Source organism: Bradyrhizobium sp. JR3.5 (assembly GCF_054057015.1).
Genome location: NZ_JBSRYV010000002.1, coordinates 1,194,286 through 1,210,341, shown reverse-complemented (window position 1 = coordinate 1,210,341; position 16,056 = coordinate 1,194,286). Strand labels below are relative to the sequence as shown.

The window sequence follows — 16,056 nt, the reverse complement described above, 5'->3', positions numbered from 1 at the left end:
AAAATCCGCTAAAACCCGCCGAAATTTCTGAAATCAAGGACCCTCCGATGAACATTCTTCCCGGCAATATGCGTTTTGGTGTGGGCCAGCCGGTCAAGCGTCTGGAAGACCAGCGGCTGCTCACCGGGAAGGGGCATTTCATCGACGACAAGCCACAGGACGGCGCGCTCTGGCTGCACGTGCTGCGCTCGCCGCATGCCCATGCCAACATCAAGTCGATCGACGCCAAGGCCGCGCTGGCGATGCCCGGCGTCAAGGCCGTCTATACCGGCGCTGACCTCGTGAAGGACGATATCGGCACGCTGCCGACGCTCGCGATCTTCAAGCGCCCCGACGGCTCGCCGATGACCGTGCCGCCGCGGCGGCTGCTGGCGCATGAGGTGGGTGCGCTACGCGGGCGAGGGTGTCGCGGCTGTGGTCGCGACCTCGCGCGTGCTGGCGCAGACCGCGGCCGAAGCAATCGAGGTCGATTACGAGGTGCTGCCTTCGGTGGTCGATCCGGTCGAGGCGATCAAGCCGGGCGCGCCGGCGGTCTGGCCGGAGGCGCCCGACAACATCGTGGCTGCGATGAGCTATGGCGACGCCGCCAAGGTCGAGGAAGCCTTCGCCAACGCCGCGCACAAGGTGTCGCTCGACCTGGTCAGCCAGCGCCTGGTGCCGTCGGCGATGGAGCCGCGCTCGACCATTGCCGAGATCGAGAAGAAGACCGGCCGGCTGATTCTCCATGTGCAGTCGCAGACCCCGGGTTCGACCCGCGATCTCCTGGCGGAATCGATCCTGAAGCGGCCGAAGGACAGCGTGCGCGTGCTGGTCGGCGATATCGGCGGCGGCTTCGGCCAGAAGACCAGCCTCTATCCCGAAGACGGCATCGTCGCCTATGCAGCGACCAAGCTGAATGAGAAGATCCGCTGGCGCGGCGACCGCACCGACGAGTTCGTCGGCGGCACCCATGGCCGCGACCTCACGTCGACCGGCGAGTTCGCGCTCGACGCCAAGGGCCGCGTGCTGGCTTACCGCGTGCGCTCGATCGGCGGCACCGGAGCGTACTCGTCGGGCACCGCCAACATCATTCCGCTGGTGCTCGGCCCGTTCGTGCAGACCGGCGTCTACGATCTGCCGCTGGTGCATTTCGAGGTGAAGTCGGTGATGACCAACACCGCGCCGGTCGGCGCCTATCGCGGCGCCGGCAGGCCCGAGGCGGTGTTCATCGTCGAGCGGCTGTTCGATGCCGCCGCACGCCAGATCGGCATGGACCCGCGCACCATCCGCAAGGTCAATTACATCAAGCCGGCGCAGCTGCCCTACACCAACGCGGTCGGGCAGGTGTATGACTCCGGCGCCTTCGCCCACATGCTGGAGCGCGCGTCTGACTTGGCCGACTGGAAACGGCTTTGCCGCGCGCAAGAAGGCGGCGAAGAAGAAGGGCCTGCTCTACGGCCGTGGCCTGACCAGCTACATCGAATGGACCGGCGGCCGCGCCCACACCGAAAACGTCTCGCTGCATGCGACCGCCGAAGGCCGCGTCATCCTGCATTCCGGCACCATGGCGATGGGGCAGGGCCTCGCCACCACCTACACCCAGATGATCGCCGATACGCTCGGCATTGCCATGGACAAGATCGACGTCGTCCAGGGCGACACCGATCTCGCCACCGGCTTCGGCAGCGTCGGCTCGCGTTCGCTGTTCGTCGGCGGCACCGCGGTAGCGGTCTCCACCAACGACATGATCAACAAGGCGCGCGACAAGGCCTCCCACCTGCTCGAAGCCTCCGTTGGCGACATCGAGTATCGCGACGGCTTCCTCACCGTGGTCGGCACCGACAGGCGCATCAGCCTGTTCGAGATCGCGAAGAAGGAAAGTGGCGCCAAGCTCTCGGTCGAGAGCGAGGGCAATGTCGACGGCCCGAGCTGGCCGAACGGCACCCATATCTGCGAGGTCGAGATCGATCCCGAGACCGGCGTCACGCGGGTAGTGCGCTACACCACGGTCGACGACGTCGGCGTCGCGGTCAATCCGATGCTGGTGACGGGGCAGGTGCATGGCGGTGTTGTCCAGGGCATCGGCCAGGCACTGTACGAAGGTGTGGCGTACAGCGAGGAAGGCCAGCTTCTGACCGCAAGCTATCAGGACTATTGCATCCCGCGCGCCTCGGACATTCCGCCGATGTCAGTGACGCTCGATCCCTCCGCGCCCTGCAAGACCAATCCGCTGGGCGCCAAGGGCTGCGGCGAGTCGGGTGCGATCGGCGGCCCGCCCTGCATCACCAACGGCGTGATGGATGCGCTGAGCGAGCTCGGCATCACCCAGCTGAACACGCCGCTGACGCCGGTGAAGATCTGGCAGGCGATCCAGGACGCCAAGGCGGGGGCGTAGCCCGCCAGCGTCGCCACTCTCGGGCGAGGGGGCGTCCAAGACGTTGCTTGCACGATTTCGGAATATTGGAAATGTATCCCCGATTTGCCCGACGTGTCAAGTTGCCTGGTCGAACGCCGGCAGCCGCCAGCTCCTTTGCATGGGGTTGTTTTCGATATTTTGGCGGCGCACTTGGCGAGGAGTTCCTTCACCGTCACCTCTCTCCAGGGGAGGGTGACGGGAAGGCGAGCGCGTCGGGGTGCGCTACAGCCCCAGCACCATCTTCGCGATGATGTCGCGCTGGATCTCGGACGATCCGCCGAAGATCGTGTAGGCCCGCCCGTTGAGATATTCCGGCACCACCGGCAACAGCTCTTCCGGGATCGCCGGCTCATGGTTGAGCCGGTAGAACGGCCGCGCCGGCTCGACGGCAAGACCGTCCTGGCCGATCACGTCGACGCCGAGCCGCGTCACCGCCTGGCGGATCTCGCTGACCCGCAGCTTGATCAGCGACGACACCGCGCCGGGATTCTGCCCGGTCTGCAGCGCAGACAACACCCTGAGCTCGGTCATCTCGAGCGCATCGATATCGACCTCGACTTCCGACATCCGTATCGCGATGTCAGGATCTTCGATGGCGCGGCCGGTCACCTCGGAATCGGCGAGATCGGAGATCGTCTTCAGCGCCTCGCGCAGCTTGGCGGAGGCGATGCCGGAGCCGCGCTCGAATTCGAGCAGGTATTTGCCGTAGGTCCAGCCCTTGCCTTCCTCGCCGACCCGGTTGGCGACGGGCACGCGGACGTCGTCGAAGAACACCTGGTTGACCTCGTGGTCGCCGCCGATGGTCAGGATCGGGCGCGTGGTGATGCCCGGCGTCTTCATGTCGATCAGGATGAAGCTGATGCCGTCCTGCTGCCGCTCGCCCTCATTGGTGCGCACGAGTGCGAACATGCGGTTGGCGTGATGCGCATGCGTGGTCCAGATCTTGGTGCCGTTGATGATGTAGTCGTCGCCATCGCGCACCGCGCGGGTCTTCAGCGACGAAAGATCGGAGCCCGAACCCGGCTCGGAATAACCCTGGCACCAGTAGTCTTCACCCGAGAGGATTCGCGGCAGGTAAAAGTTCTTCTGCTCGGGCGAGCCGAAGCCGATGATGACGGGGCCGACCATCTTCACGCCCATCACGTTGACATTCGGCACGCCGGCCCGCGCGCATTCGGCCTCGAAGATCCAGCGCTGCGCCGGCGTCCAGTCCGGCCCGCCATGGTCCACCGGCCAGCCCGGCGCGCCCCAGCCCTTCTTGTGCAGCGCGCGCTGCCAGGCCATGCCGATGTCGGGGTCGGAGAACACCGACGGCGTCAGCGCCGTGGCGCGCTTCATTTCCGGCGTCAGGCTCTCGGCAATGAAGTCGCGGACTTCCTTTTCGAAGGCGCGTTCCTCGGCACTGAAGGTGAGATCCATGGTGCGCTCTCCGTTTACGCGTGGGCGCGGCCGCTCAGGGCGGCGTGGCGGCGATAATGATGGGCGCTGCCGCCGAACAACGTGTCGAAGGCGAGCAGCCGCTTGAAATAGGCGCCGATGTCGAGCTCCTCGGTGACGCCCATGGCGCCGTGCAACTGGACTGCCTGCTCGGCGACGAAGCGCGCGCATTTGCCGATCTTCGCCTTGGCGCCGGACGCCGCGCGGCCGCGGGCCACAGGCTCGGCATTGGCCATCAGCGCAGCGCGCAGCGCCATTGACCGCGCTTCGTCGACCTGCATCGCGACGTCGGCGAGGCGGTGGCGGATCACCTGGTTGGCCGACAGCGGCCGCCCGAACTGTTTTCGAATCTTGGTGTATTCGAGCGTGGTGTCGAGCAGTGTCTGCATGATGCCGACCGCCTCGGCGCCGAGTGCGGCCATCGCGCGGTCGACCACGGTCTCGATCGCGGGCAGCGCATCCTGGCCGTCGCCGAGCAGCGCGTCGGCAGGCAGTTGCAGATCCCTGAGATCGAGGTTGCAGCCGCGCCCGCCACCGAGCCGCGCGTAGTCGCGCAGGGCAAGGCCGGGCGCACCAGCCGGCACCAGGAGCAGGCAAAGCTTGCCGGATGCGCCGTTGGCGTTGGCGACGCGGGCGGAGACGATGATCTCGCCGGCGGCAGCGCCATCCAGCACCGCGATCTTGTGGCCGTTCAGCCGCCAGCCGTCGGCGGTCCGGGTCGCCGTCGTGTCGACATGGCCGAGATCGAACCGCGCGGCGCGCTCCGAATGCGCGAAGGCGAGCGTGAGCGCGCCCTCGGCGACCTTGGGCAGGATCGCTTGCCGTTGCGCCTCGGTGCCGCATTCGGCGACCAGCGCAGCGCCAATCACGACGGTGGAGAGGAACGGCTCGGACACCAGTCCGCGGCCGAATGCCTCCATCAAGAGCCCGATCTCGATTGCGCCGCCGCCGAGGCCGCCATGGGCTTCGGCGATCGGCAGCGCCAGCCAGCCGAGCTCGGCGAACTGTTTCCAGATCGCGGGCGAATAGCCCAGCGGATCGTTCGCCACCCTCTTGCGCTGGTCGGATGTGAAGGTTTCCGCCACGAAGCGGTCGGCACTTTCGCGCAGCAGGCGCTGCTCGTCGCTGAGGGTCAGGTCCATCTGGTCTACTTCACGTTGGCGTTTTTCTTGACGGAGGGATGCAGACCTGCGGGGTCCACCACCATTCCGAATTCCTGCAGATTGTGGGCGTGGCAGAGCTGATGCAGCGCGAAGGCCTGATCGATCGCCGCGGGCTGCCCCATGATGTCGATCGAGCGGTTCACCGCCTCTTTGGACAGCTTCAACGCGAACGCGGGTTTTGCTGCGATCCGCCGCGCCAGCGCCAGCGTAAAGGAGGAGAGGTCGCCGCGCGGCACCACGTGATTGACCATGCCGAGGCGATGCGCCTCGTCGGCGCTCCAGACGTCGGCGGTGAACAGCATCTCCTTGGCCTTGCGTGGGCCGAGCTCCCAGGGATGCACGAACCACTCGACGCCGCAAACGCCCATCGTCACCACGGGATCGCAGAACTCGGCGTCACTGCTCGCGACGATCAGATCGCAGGCCCAGGCCAGCATCAGCCCGCCGGCGATGCACTTGCCATGCACCTCGGCGATCGTGGGCTTGGCGAGATTGCGCCAGCGCCTTGTGATCTGCAGGTAGATCTCCTGCTCGCGCGCGAAGCGGCCGTGTGCATTGGGTTCGGCAAAGCCGCCCCAATTTCCGACTGGCGGGAAATCGACGCCCGCCTGATTCTTGGCCCCCGGCCTGAGATCGTGACCGGCCGAGAAATGCGGGCCGTTGCCGGCAAGGATGATGACCTTGACCGCGTCGTCCTGCACCGCCTGGTCGAAGGCGGCATTGAGGTCGTAGGTCATCTGCAGGTTCTGGGCGTTGCGGGCCTCGGGGCGGTTCATCACGATCCGCGCAATCGCAGGATCCGGCCGCTCGACAACAATCGTCTCGAATTGTTCAGACGCCAATGGATCCTCCCAGGATCGATTTTCTTGGCATGATGAACGGCGCAGGGGAGGGATAGGCAAGGGGCATCATCGGCAAAACCGGCCGCGAATCCCGCCACGCGGGATTGTCGGGCGAAAATCTGTTACTCTGATTGAGAATCCACCGGGAGGAACAACTTCATGCGCAAGCTTTGGACCGTGCTGGCAGCGCTGGCGACATTGAGCCTGACCAACTGCGGCTACAACGCGATCCAGACCAATGACGAGACGGTCAAGTCGAGCTGGTCGGAGGTGGTGAACCAATACCAGCGGCGCGCCGATCTGGTGCCGAACCTCGTCAATTCGGTGAAGGGCTTTGCGCAGCAGGAGAAGGACGTGCTGCTCGGCGTCACCAACGCGCGCGCCAAGGTCGGCAGCATCCAGGCGACGCCCGAAGTGCTCAACGATCCGGCCGCGTTCCAGAAGTTCACGCAGGCGCAGGGTGAACTCACCAGCGCGCTGTCGCGGCTCCTGGTCGTGACGGAGAACTACCCGCAGCTGAAATCGGATGCACTGTTCCGCGACCTGATGGCGCAGCTCGAGGGCACCGAGAACCGCATCACCGTGGCACGCAACCGCTACATCAAGGCGGTGCAGGACTATAACGTCGGCATCCGGACCTTCCCGAACAATCTGACTGCGATGGCGTTCGGCTACAAGGAGAAGCCCAACTTCACGGTCGACAACGAGAAGGAGATTTCGACCGCGCCGAAGGTCGATTTCAATCCGGCGCCGTCGCCCGCGCCGTCGAAATAGCGCCGGCGTGCCCAGCAACGCGATGACAGCCGCACGCGTCTTCCTGCTGGCCTTCCTGCTGGGCTTCGTGTGCCCGGCGTGGGCCGAGGTCGCGGTGCCTCAGCTTACCGGCCGCATCGTCGATCAGACCGGGACGCTGTCGGCGAGTGACGTTGCGTCGCTGAACGACAGGCTGAAGGATCTGGAGACCCGCAAGGGCAGCCAGATCGCGGTCCTGATCGTGCCGACTACGGCTGAGGAAACGATCGAGCAGTTCTCGATTCGCGTTGCTGCGGCCTGGAAGATCGGGCGCAAGAAGGTCGATGACGGCGCGCTGCTGGTGGTCGCCAAGAACGACCGGCATTTGCGCATCGAGGTCGGCTACGGCCTCGAAGGCGTGCTGAGCGACGTCGTCACCCACCGCATCATCGACGAGGACATCACGCCGAAATTCAAGGCCGGCGATTTCGCCGGCGGCATTTCGGCCGGCGTCGACCGCATGATCCGCCTGATCAATGGCGAGCAGCTGCCGGCGCCGGAGCCCGAGCATTGGCAGGGCCCCAATCTCGTCGATCTCGCCAATCCGGTGACGATCTTTGTCGTCATCATCGCGGCGAGCGTGCTGCGCGCGATGCTGGGGCGGCTGCTGGGCTCCGCGGCGACCGGCGGCATCGTCGGCGTCTTCACCTGGATGGTGGCCGGCTCGCTCGCCACCGCCCTGGTGGTCGGGCTGTTCGCTGCGATTGCGGCGCTGATCTTCGGTGGATTGAATTTTGGCGGTCCGGCGGCCGGCTCGGGACCATACCGGCGCGGCGGGGGCTGGTCCGGTGGCGGCGGCTGGAGCAGCGGCTCGAGTTCGGGCAGCAGCGGCGGCTTCAGCGGCGGAGGCGGCAGCTTTGGCGGCGGCGGCGCCTCGGGGAGCTGGTAGGCATATGGGCATCAAGCGCATCGGCAAGCATCTGCTCGAGCATCGCTGGCGTGTGCGGCGGGAGTTTCCGCCGCGCGTGCTCGACGCGATCGAGAAGGCGATCAAGGCGGGGGAGGCAACCCATTCCGGCCAGATCCGCTTCGTCGTCGAGGGCGCGCTCGACGGCGTGCCGCTGTTCCGCGACCAGCCGGCGCGGGAGCGGGCGCTCGACGTGTTCGCGCATCTGCGGATCTGGGACACTCATCACAACAACGGTGTCCTGATTTATCTCTTGCTCGCCGACCGCGACGTCGAGATCGTCGCCGATCGTGGCATCGACGCCAAGGTCGGCCACGCCGGCTGGGAAGCGATCTGCCGCGCGAATGGAAACGGACTTTCGGGCCGGCCGGTTCGAGCAGGGCGTGATCAAGGGGATCGAGGCGGTGTCGCGGGAGCTGGCGAAGTTTTTTCCGCACGCCGAGGGCGGCCCGAACGAGCTGCCGGACAAGCCCGTGGTGATTTGAGCGACCAACGATTTGGTCCGGTGCTCTTCATCCTCCCCTGGAGGGGGAGGATCGACGCGAATGCAATGAGCGGCGAGGTGGGGTGAAGGTCTCTCCGCGTGAACGCTGCCGGAGTGGAGAGATCACCCCACCTCGGTTCGCATTGCGCTGCGCTTCATGCAAACCGATCCTCCCCCTCCAGGGGAGGATAAGAATAAGAAGACCCCTACGCCTTCACCGAAGGCCGCGCGCCGACGCGATTGAACCAGGCCACGATGTTGCCGTTCGACTGGTCCAGCGGCTGGCCGACCTGGTTACCGAAATCGAGCCAGCAATAAAGCAGCATGTCGGCGAGGGTGAAGCGCTTGCCGCAGATGTAGTCGCGGCCGTCGGCCATCTGGTTATCAAGCCATTTGATGCGGTTGGCGGCGATCATCTTCAGCCCGGGCGAGGCCTCGGGCGCGACCGGAATGCGCTTCTCGAAGAACTTCAGCGCCTCGCCGAAGCGGTAGCCATTGGCGAGCGGCTCGGCGATGTTGAGATCGACGCGGCGCGTCCACATCCGGCACTCCGCGCGCTCTTCCGGCGTCGTGCCGATCATGGCGGGCGAGGGGTGCTTCTCCTCGAGATACTCGCAGATCGCCGTGATCTCCGACAGATAGTTGCCGCAGTCAAGCTCGAGCGCCGGCATCTGGCCGTGCGGATTGCGCTTCAGATGCGCTTCCTCGCGGTTCTCGCCCTTGCGCAGGTCGACGGTCTCCTTGGGGATCTCGATGCCCTTCTCCGCCATGAACATGCGCACGATGCGCGGATTGGGTCCGATCGAGTCGTAAAGCTTCATGGTTCGCTCCCTGTTCTTCAACGTTGTTGTTGCCGTTGTTGAACAGGCCATGCGCGGATTTGTCAAATGAAGCGTCACATGTGCGGTCGCGCACGCGTCAGTCGTCGTACCGGTCGCGTACCGACCGCATGGTCTGCTTGTCGTCTGCCGACGGACGTCATTGCGCCGGTTGAGGCGCGATTTCCGGCACGGACGGCCGCCCGCGATAGACCGCCAGACCCACGAGACCTACTGCCGTGGTCGGAGAGGGCGCCGCAGGCCACCGCCACCGCCGCGTTGATGACGCTGACGACGAGCAGGCCCAGCTGTGCATTCAGGATCGGCAGCTTCAGCTCGGCGACCGCGTAGGTCGGCAGAAAGATCGCATTGACATAGTTGATCGCCGTACCGGCCGCGATCAGGCAGAACGAGGCAATCAACTCACGCGGATGTTCGGAGAACAACTGGCCGAGCGTGGTCTGCCTGCTCGGCCGCGCCGTCGCGGCCTTCTCGGCGAGATACGCCTGGAATTCGGGCGACTCGTCGCACCTGCGGCGCAGATACCATCCGGTCGGCCCGATCAGAATGCCGAGGATGAACGGCACGCGCCAACCCCAGCTCGCGAAGGCGTCGGGCGACAGGCCGAGATTGAGACCGATCGCCATCGCGGCACCGAGGCCGAACGCCAGCGATTGCGACACCATCTGGAACGAGCCGTAGAAGCCGCGCCGGCCGGGCGGCGCGAACTCGATCAGCATCGCGCTGGCGCTGCCGAACTCGCCGCCGGCGGAAAAGCCCTGGATCAGCCGCTCGACCAGCAGCAACAGCGGTGCCGCGATTCCGATCGCGCCATAGGTCGGCAGCAGGCCGAGCAGGCCGGTGCCGACAGCCATCAGCGATATCATCACGACCAGCGCCTTCTTGCGGCCGTGCTTGTCGGAATAGAGCCCGAACACCAGGCCACCCAACGGCCGGGCTGCAAAGGCGATCCCGAATGTCGCGAAGGTCAGCAGCAGCGAGGAATGCGGATTGTCCGCCGGAAAGAACAGTTTGCTCAGGATGCCGGCAAACAGGCCAAAAACGGTGAAGTCGAACCATTCCAGCGCATTGCCGATCGTGGAGGAGATCACCACCCGGCGGCGCATCTGCGCCATCGTGTCAGCCTGCATTCGTTTCGTCTCCCCGCTGTCGGCAACGGCTTGCATCGCGGAGCCCATGATTTCTATCGTTGCGGGCCGATCCTAATGCAAAGTCACGGCGGGCCACAACGAGCCCCTTGGCTGGTCCGGGCGTCAATCGTCGAGCTTGTTGAGGTCGCGCACCGACTGCATGATCGGCTCGAAATTCGAGCGTGCATCGAGCGCGTCGAACAATTGCGCGGTGTCCTCGAGCAGGGCATGCGAGCGTTGCAGCGCGATCCGCACGTCGTCCTGCGGCGTGTCGGACAGCCGGCCATGCCCCGACAGCAGGATCTTCGAATTGAGGCCCTTCAGCCGCTCCAGCGACTGGATGTAATCGGCGATCGAGCCGGAGCCGAACACGCCACCCATCACGCCGCCGGCGCATCAGCGTGTCGGCGGCGAACAATAACCCCTTGTCCTGATCGAACAGCGAGATGCAGGCCGAGGTATGGCCCGGCGTGTACATCACGTTGAGGCGGAAATTGCCGAGGTCGATCAGATTGCCTTCCTCGAGCCAGATGTCGATGTCGATCGGCACGTTCGGTTCGTTGAACATCTTGCGCAGCATCGAGAAGTCGTCGCGCAGCATGATCTTGTTGGCGGCGAGCCGGTGCGCGGCGATGTAGGCGCTGCCGTGGAAATGATAGGCCGCGCCGATATGATCGAGATGCTCGTGGCTCAGCACCACCATGTCGATCATCTCGGGCGTGATGCCGAGATGGTTCAGGCAGGCGACCAGCGACGGATAGTTGGTCGACAGCCCGACGTCGATCATGATGGTCCGCTTGCTGCCGCGCACGAGATAGGCGTTCGCCGCACGGTTCTTGAAGCGGATCTGGTAGACGTCGTCGGCCGCGTGGATCAGCGTTGCGACGTCGGCCCTCGAACAGCGTCTTGAATGGGCTCGGTTTGCGCTCGCTCATGGGGCGGCCGCCGCTCGGTAAGTGACGGCGTTGGACGCGCGCAGGCGTTTCGAGAGCGCATCCATCACCATCAGCGCGAACGCCGGCTGCTGGCTGACCAGATAGACGAACCGGGCGTGGTTGATTCGCATCACCCGCGTCGCGGGCGCGGAGGCGATCGCGGTTGCGGAGCGCGCCGAGCCGTCGATCACGGCCATCTCGCCGAAGAACTCGCCCTTGCCGAGGCTGACGATGACCGTCTTGTGTCCGCCATCGATCTTGGCGATGTCGACGGTGCCGTCGAGCACGACAAACAGCTCGCGGCCGGTCGAGCCTTCCTCAAAAATGACGTCATCAACATCAAATTCATTGATGCACTTCTCGATCGTCATGGTGCTCTCCTGCCTTCTGGCTGGAAGACGGAGGTATGTTAATCGGGAAAACGCCGCGCGCAAACGGAGCTGACGCAGATTGCCGCATGGCAACATCGCCCAAATCCGGCCCGGAAAACTCCCTAAAATTTAGGTAATGGCGGAGCGGGGTAACCATTTCGCAAGCAATAAAAGTTACCGAATTGTCAACCTAGTCTGGAGACTTTGAACGTGAGTGAGCAGCAGAGCGAGCCGGTCAGCAGTCAAGCCGGCGCCGAGACGGCGGCGAAGAGCGAGCCCGTGATGGCCGCGGCCGGTGTCGAGGCTCCCAGGCTTGCGCCCGAGCAGGAAGAGACGTCGCCAAGGGCCGACGCGCCCAGGATGGACGCGCCGAAGGCCGAATCCCCTAAGGTCGAGCCGTCCCGGCTCGATCCCATCATCGAGGCCAAGATCGACGCGAAGATCGAGCCGATCAACATGGACGTGCCCAAGGTCGAGACCGGCGAGCGTGAAGAGCCGCGTTTCCCGGGCAAGCTGATGATCATGGCGCCCGGTGACCGGACCTGGGACCACGAAGCGACCGCCTCCAAGCCGGGCGCCGAGCAGGCAAGGACGGCCAAGGCAGCAGGCAAGCCGGCAGGCACGCGCCGGTTCGGGGCGATGGCCGCTGTGATAGCGCTGGCGACCGTGGCAGGAGCCATCGGTGGCGCGCTCGCGACCGCCGGGCTTGGCCATCTCGCCGCCCCCGCCGCTGCCTCCGTCAGGGATGTGGCTGCCAAGGACGCTGCAAAGGACGCCGTTGCCAAGGAAGCGGCCGATGCCTCCTTTGCCCGGATCGAATCCGAAATCGCCGCGCTGAAGGCCAGCGTGGAGCAGACCGCCAAGGCCGGCCAGGCCCAGTTCAGCAAGGCCAGCGACCGGATCGAGAAGGTCGAGAAGGCCCAGGCCGAGCCGCTGGCCAAGCTCAACAAGCTCAGCGAGACCGTCGACAAGCTCCGCGCCCCGCAGACGACCGTCGCCGCTGCGACGCCCGCCCGCGAGGTCACGGGCTCGGTCACCCCGGCGGCTGCCGCGGCAGCACCGGCGGCCCCCAGGCCCGAGGTCGGCCGCATGCCGGTGGTCGACGGCTGGGCGCTGCGCGATGTCGGCAATGGCGGCGCGCTGATCGAGGGCCGCGGCGGCATCTACGAGGTTTATGCCGGTGATCCCGTCCCGGGTCTCGGCCGCGTCGACGCGATCCGCAAGCAGGACGGCCGTTGGGTCGTCGTCACCAGCAAGGGCCTGATCGTCTCCCGCTGATCGGCCAAACACGACAACCGCAAGGCGCTTCACCGCGATGTGAAGCGCCTTTTTTCTTGAATAGGGTTTGCGGTGCGGTGTTAGTGAGGCATGAGCCGCGCGCTGAAATGCCTCCTGATGATGTCCGTTCTGTTCGGTGGCGCCGTGCCTGCGCGTGCCGCGGAGGATCGCGCGCTCGAGCGCGGCACGGCGGTGATCGATCCCGCGATCCTGCGCGAGTTCGATCATGGCCGCCTCAGTCTCGGCCGGATGCTCGCGCCGGAGCGTTCCGCCGACACGCCGCTGTCGAACCGCGATCTGTTCGGGTTGCCTGCGATGGTGCCGGTGCGCGAGGCGCTCGATCGCGAGTTCAATGGCTATGTCGCGAAGCACAGAGTAAGCCTGCCGAACGAGAGCATCGGCGTCGGCGACAGCTTTGCGTTCCAGCTGTTCGATCGCGCGCTGTTTGAATCCGCTGACGTTCGCTTCGTGCTCGCAGGCATCGTCAATCGCATGGACCGCGCCTATGTGGCGCCGAAAGATTGCGGCGAGATCCGGCTGATCTACCGGCTGACCCGCACCGACGTGCCGCTGATCGGCGAGAACGCGGTGTCGCAGCGGCTGCCGATGACGCTGAACCTGGTGCTGAAGGCGAAGGGCAATGGCAACGACGCGTTGCTGACCTGCCGCGAGATCGCGCGGCGCTGGCTCGCGACCGGCAGCGCACCGCCGGCGATAGACAAACTGTTCGGCAAGGACGGTCCGCTCGATCTGATCGATGCGCGGAATATCGATCGGATCGAGACCAATCTGCAGATCGCGCACGCGCCGAAATCGGCGGTGCGCGACTTCCGCACCGACTATCTCCTGAAAGTGTTCGACTATGACGACGGGGCGAAACGCTTTGTCGAGGCGCCGCTGGAGAACCAGATCGATCGCGATCGCGTTATCGCCGACGAGGCGCTGAAGCGTGACTTCAAGACATGGCTGCTCGATCCCAAGCATTTTGCCGAGCTCGATCGCGGCACCTTGCTGATCCCCGACAAATTCCTCGCAAGCGGCGCGGTTGCGCCGACCCCGACCGGCTTTGACGTCAGCGACCTGGAGCCCGAGTACGGGTTGGTGCAGGGCGAGGGGGCGGCCGGCAATGCGGTGTTCTCGGAAGGTGACGTCGTCGGCGCGTTGCAGAAGGCCGCGGCCGACGGAACGAAGCTGCAAAACATCCAGTCGCTGGCCGGCTTCGAGCGGCGCCTCAACGATGTCACCTGCGCGGGCTGCCACCAGACCCGCGGCATTGGCGGCTTCCATTTCCCCGGCGTCGACTGGATGGCGGCAAAAACCGTCGAACTCCACCGTGGTGCCGGCCTCGCCGCATTTCTTCGGCGACCAACCTCGGCGCCGCGATATTCTCGCAAGCTTCCGCGACGGCAAGGCGCCGGACTTCTCGCGCGGCTTCTCCAACCGGCCGCAACTACGCGCCGGCGCCGAGCTTGCCGGCACCGAATACAGCGACGGCTGGGGCGCGCATTGCTATCTGCCGGGCGCCAGGCCGGCCGAGACCGACCGCAGCTTTCGCGGCTGGACCTGCGCCGAAGGCCTCGCCTGCCAGGTCGCGGGGAAGACCTCACGGATGGGCATGTGCTTCGTGAAGGGCCGGTAATTCCAGTCGGAACCGAAGCGGCTGCGCGTCATTGTTTGATGCTACATTGCGGTTCGCGACCACGACCTGAACAGCCCAGCCCTTGAGCGGAGATCGGCCCGATGAGTGCTCCCGAGCAGGACAAGCAGCGCAACCGCGAGATCGCTGCCAACGAGGCCGAGCGTCAGGCGGTGAGCGCCGTCCGCGTCAGCAGCTGGGCGATCGGGCTCGCGGTCATCGTCGGCACTATTGCCGTGGCCCTGGTCTGGTCCTGGCTGAAGCGCTGATCCGCCATAGCGTTTTCAAGCGAAGTGGGTACTGGTTCGCGTGAACGAAACGCGTCAAAACTTAAGCGTAGTGCTTTAGGTGCGGACCGGGCAACAGGTCATAGGCCGACTTCCAGCCGGGCAGGGCGGCGATGCGGCCGAGCCAGGCGCTGATATTGGGATGGCTGGTCGCGAAATCGTAGCCGGCCTCGCTGCCCGGATAATGCAGATAGGCCATCATCGAGAAATCCGACACGGTGGGCCGCGCCCCGATCATGAAGGCGTTGTTGCCGACGTGCTAGAGCGGGACGAGCGAGAAGGAGCAGCGTCAGCTCCGGCTACGCCACCGCGCCGGACGCGCGCAGCTTCTGGATCGTGGCCTCGTCGTAGCCGGCCTGGCGCAGGATCTGGTCGGAATGCTCGCCGACCTCGGGCGGCTTGCGCGGCTGCACCTTCTTGGCGCCGTCGATGAAGATCGGGCTGTTGACGGTCAGCATGGTGTCGTTCTCGAAGCGCACCAGCACCTCGTTCTCGATCATCTGCTTGTCGTTCGGGATGTCGTCGAGGATGCCGACGACGCCGAATACGAGGCCGTTGCCGTCGAGGATCTTGCGCCATTCGGCGAGATCCTTGCCGGCGAACACCTCGTCGAAGATCTTGATCAGCTCGATCGAGCGCGCATGGCGGTCCGCCTTGGTGGCAAAGCGAACATCGGCGACGAGGTCCTCACGGCCCATGCAGCGCGCCAGCGTCGGCCACTGCCGGTCCTCGTTGAGCAGCGACAGGATCAGCCAGCGGCCGTCCTTGCACTTGTAGTGATTGGTGACGGCGTTCAGCGCCTCTTCGCGCGGCTTGCGCTTCTTGAACTTGGCGCCGGCGAGCTTGGCCTGCGCCAGCACGCCGTTGGCCCAGACGCCGTTGGCCATCAAATTGGTCGAGACATGCGAGCCCTTGCCGGTCTTCTCGCGCTGGAACAGCGCGGTGACGATCGCGCCGTAGAACGCCATCGCGCAGGGGTGGTCGCCCATGCCGGCCACCGAGCGGGCCGGCGTGGTGTCCTCGTCGGCGCGCACCAGATCCATCAGGCCGGAGCGGGCCCAATAGGCGTTGGAGTCGAAGCCGGGCTTGTTGGCCTCTTCGCCCTTCTCGCCATAGCCGGTGAAGGAGGCGTAGATCAGCCGGTCGTTGAGATGGGCAAGGTGATCGTAGGTGATGCCGAGCTTCTGGCGCACCTGCGGCGGCATGTTGGTGATGAACACGTCGGCCTCGGCGACGAGCTTGTAGAGCACCTGCTGCGCGTCCGGTTTGGTGAGGTCGAGCGCAAGGCTCTTCTTGTTGCGGGCCTCGAGCATCCACGCGAAATTGTGCTCGCTCGCGGGGTAGCCGGGCAGGTTGGGCAGATTGCGGTAGGGATCGCCGGCGCCCGGCGGCTCGATCTTGATGACGTCGGCGCCGAAGTCGGACAGCACGGTGGCGGCCGCGGGCGCCGCGATGAAGCTCGCGCAGTCCAGGACCTTGAGCCCGTCAAAAATGCCTTTTTCCATCGTGCCGTCGCTCCCGTGGCGCTTGTTGGTGTTTTTCCGGTAGCTGGAATTATCG

General features: G+C 65.5%; 13 protein-coding genes and 4 pseudogenes. 7 read left to right on the top strand and 10 right to left on the bottom strand.

Going from position 1 to position 16,056, the window contains the following annotated elements:
- The first annotated feature begins 47 nt into the window (after positions 1 to 47).
- Positions 48 to 2,374, top strand: a pseudogene (locus ACVWW1_RS22570) (xanthine dehydrogenase family protein molybdopterin-binding subunit).
- Between the two features lie 243 nt (positions 2,375 to 2,617).
- Here ACVWW1_RS22570 and ACVWW1_RS22565 read toward each other — a convergent pair.
- Genes ACVWW1_RS22565 through ACVWW1_RS22555 form a run of 3 tightly spaced genes read right to left on the bottom strand, consistent with a single transcriptional unit; the run spans position 2,618 to position 5,837 of the window.
- A complete protein-coding gene (locus ACVWW1_RS22565; protein ID WP_456657480.1) occupies positions 2,618 to 3,814 on the bottom strand; it encodes an acyl-CoA dehydrogenase family protein in 1,197 nt (398 codons plus the stop codon).
- A 14-nt stretch (positions 3,815 to 3,828) separates the two neighbouring features.
- Positions 3,829 to 4,974, bottom strand: coding sequence for an acyl-CoA dehydrogenase family protein (locus tag ACVWW1_RS22560; RefSeq protein WP_456657479.1), 1,146 nt, complete (start codon positions 4,972 to 4,974; stop codon positions 3,829 to 3,831).
- A gap of 5 nt (positions 4,975 to 4,979) precedes the next feature.
- Complete coding sequence (locus tag ACVWW1_RS22555) at positions 4,980 to 5,837, bottom strand: enoyl-CoA hydratase (RefSeq protein ID WP_456657478.1); 858 nt, start codon at positions 5,835 to 5,837, stop codon at positions 4,980 to 4,982.
- Between the two features lie 159 nt (positions 5,838 to 5,996).
- On the opposite strand from ACVWW1_RS22555, the gene ACVWW1_RS22550 reads away from it, so the two are divergent.
- From ACVWW1_RS22550 to ACVWW1_RS22540, 3 genes and pseudogenes are all read left to right on the top strand, one after another.
- A complete protein-coding gene (locus ACVWW1_RS22550) occupies positions 5,997 to 6,611 on the top strand; it encodes a LemA family protein (protein WP_173638325.1) in 615 nt (204 codons plus the stop codon).
- A 22-nt stretch (positions 6,612 to 6,633) separates the two neighbouring features.
- Positions 6,634 to 7,518, top strand: a complete 885-nt coding sequence (locus ACVWW1_RS22545) for a TPM domain-containing protein (protein WP_456657477.1) — start codon at positions 6,634 to 6,636, stop codon at positions 7,516 to 7,518.
- Between the two features lie 4 nt (positions 7,519 to 7,522).
- A pseudogene (locus ACVWW1_RS22540) lies at positions 7,523 to 8,021 on the top strand (TPM domain-containing protein).
- Between the two features lie 205 nt (positions 8,022 to 8,226).
- Here ACVWW1_RS22540 and ACVWW1_RS22535 read toward each other — a convergent pair.
- The 5 genes and pseudogenes from ACVWW1_RS22535 to ACVWW1_RS22515 form a co-directional block, all read right to left on the bottom strand.
- The gene (locus ACVWW1_RS22535) at positions 8,227 to 8,841 is read right to left on the bottom strand and encodes a glutathione S-transferase family protein (RefSeq protein WP_456657476.1); all 615 of its coding nucleotides are present in this window, start codon (positions 8,839 to 8,841) and stop codon (positions 8,227 to 8,229) included.
- Positions 8,842 to 8,915: 74 nt separating this feature from the next.
- Positions 8,916 to 9,989, bottom strand: coding sequence for an MFS transporter (locus tag ACVWW1_RS22530; RefSeq protein ID WP_456657475.1), 1,074 nt, complete (start codon positions 9,987 to 9,989; stop codon positions 8,916 to 8,918).
- A gap of 123 nt (positions 9,990 to 10,112) precedes the next feature.
- Entirely contained in the window at positions 10,113 to 10,370 is a 258-nt protein-coding gene (locus tag ACVWW1_RS22525; RefSeq protein ID WP_456660844.1) for a hypothetical protein, read from the bottom strand.
- 13 nt (positions 10,371 to 10,383) lie between these two features.
- Positions 10,384 to 10,776, bottom strand: a pseudogene (locus tag ACVWW1_RS22520) (MBL fold metallo-hydrolase); the annotation flags it as partial.
- Positions 10,777 to 10,920: 144 nt separating this feature from the next.
- Positions 10,921 to 11,295: a Crp/Fnr family transcriptional regulator gene (locus tag ACVWW1_RS22515; protein ID WP_456657474.1), complete on the bottom strand. Its 375-nt coding sequence runs from the start codon at positions 11,293 to 11,295 to the stop codon at positions 10,921 to 10,923.
- A 204-nt stretch (positions 11,296 to 11,499) separates the two neighbouring features.
- Here ACVWW1_RS22515 and ACVWW1_RS22510 point away from each other — a divergent pair, with 204 nt between their 5' ends.
- From ACVWW1_RS22510 to ACVWW1_RS22500, 3 genes and pseudogenes are all read left to right on the top strand, one after another.
- On the top strand, positions 11,500 to 12,573 hold the full coding sequence (locus ACVWW1_RS22510) for a hypothetical protein (protein ID WP_456657473.1): 1,074 nt from the start codon (positions 11,500 to 11,502) through the stop codon (positions 12,571 to 12,573).
- A 90-nt stretch (positions 12,574 to 12,663) separates the two neighbouring features.
- Positions 12,664 to 14,212 (top strand): annotated as a pseudogene (locus tag ACVWW1_RS22505) (hypothetical protein).
- A 101-nt stretch (positions 14,213 to 14,313) separates the two neighbouring features.
- Complete coding sequence (locus tag ACVWW1_RS22500) at positions 14,314 to 14,478, top strand: hypothetical protein (RefSeq protein WP_456657472.1); 165 nt, start codon at positions 14,314 to 14,316, stop codon at positions 14,476 to 14,478.
- Positions 14,479 to 14,539: 61 nt separating this feature from the next.
- Here ACVWW1_RS22500 and ACVWW1_RS22495 read toward each other — a convergent pair whose 3' ends face one another.
- Positions 14,540 to 14,734 (bottom strand): hypothetical protein, encoded by a 195-nt coding sequence (locus tag ACVWW1_RS22495; protein WP_456657471.1) that lies wholly within the window; start codon positions 14,732 to 14,734, stop codon positions 14,540 to 14,542.
- A 61-nt stretch (positions 14,735 to 14,795) separates the two neighbouring features.
- Entirely contained in the window at positions 14,796 to 16,001 is a 1,206-nt protein-coding gene (locus tag ACVWW1_RS22490) for a CaiB/BaiF CoA transferase family protein (RefSeq protein WP_456657470.1), read from the bottom strand.
- Positions 16,002 to 16,056 lie beyond the last annotated feature (55 nt).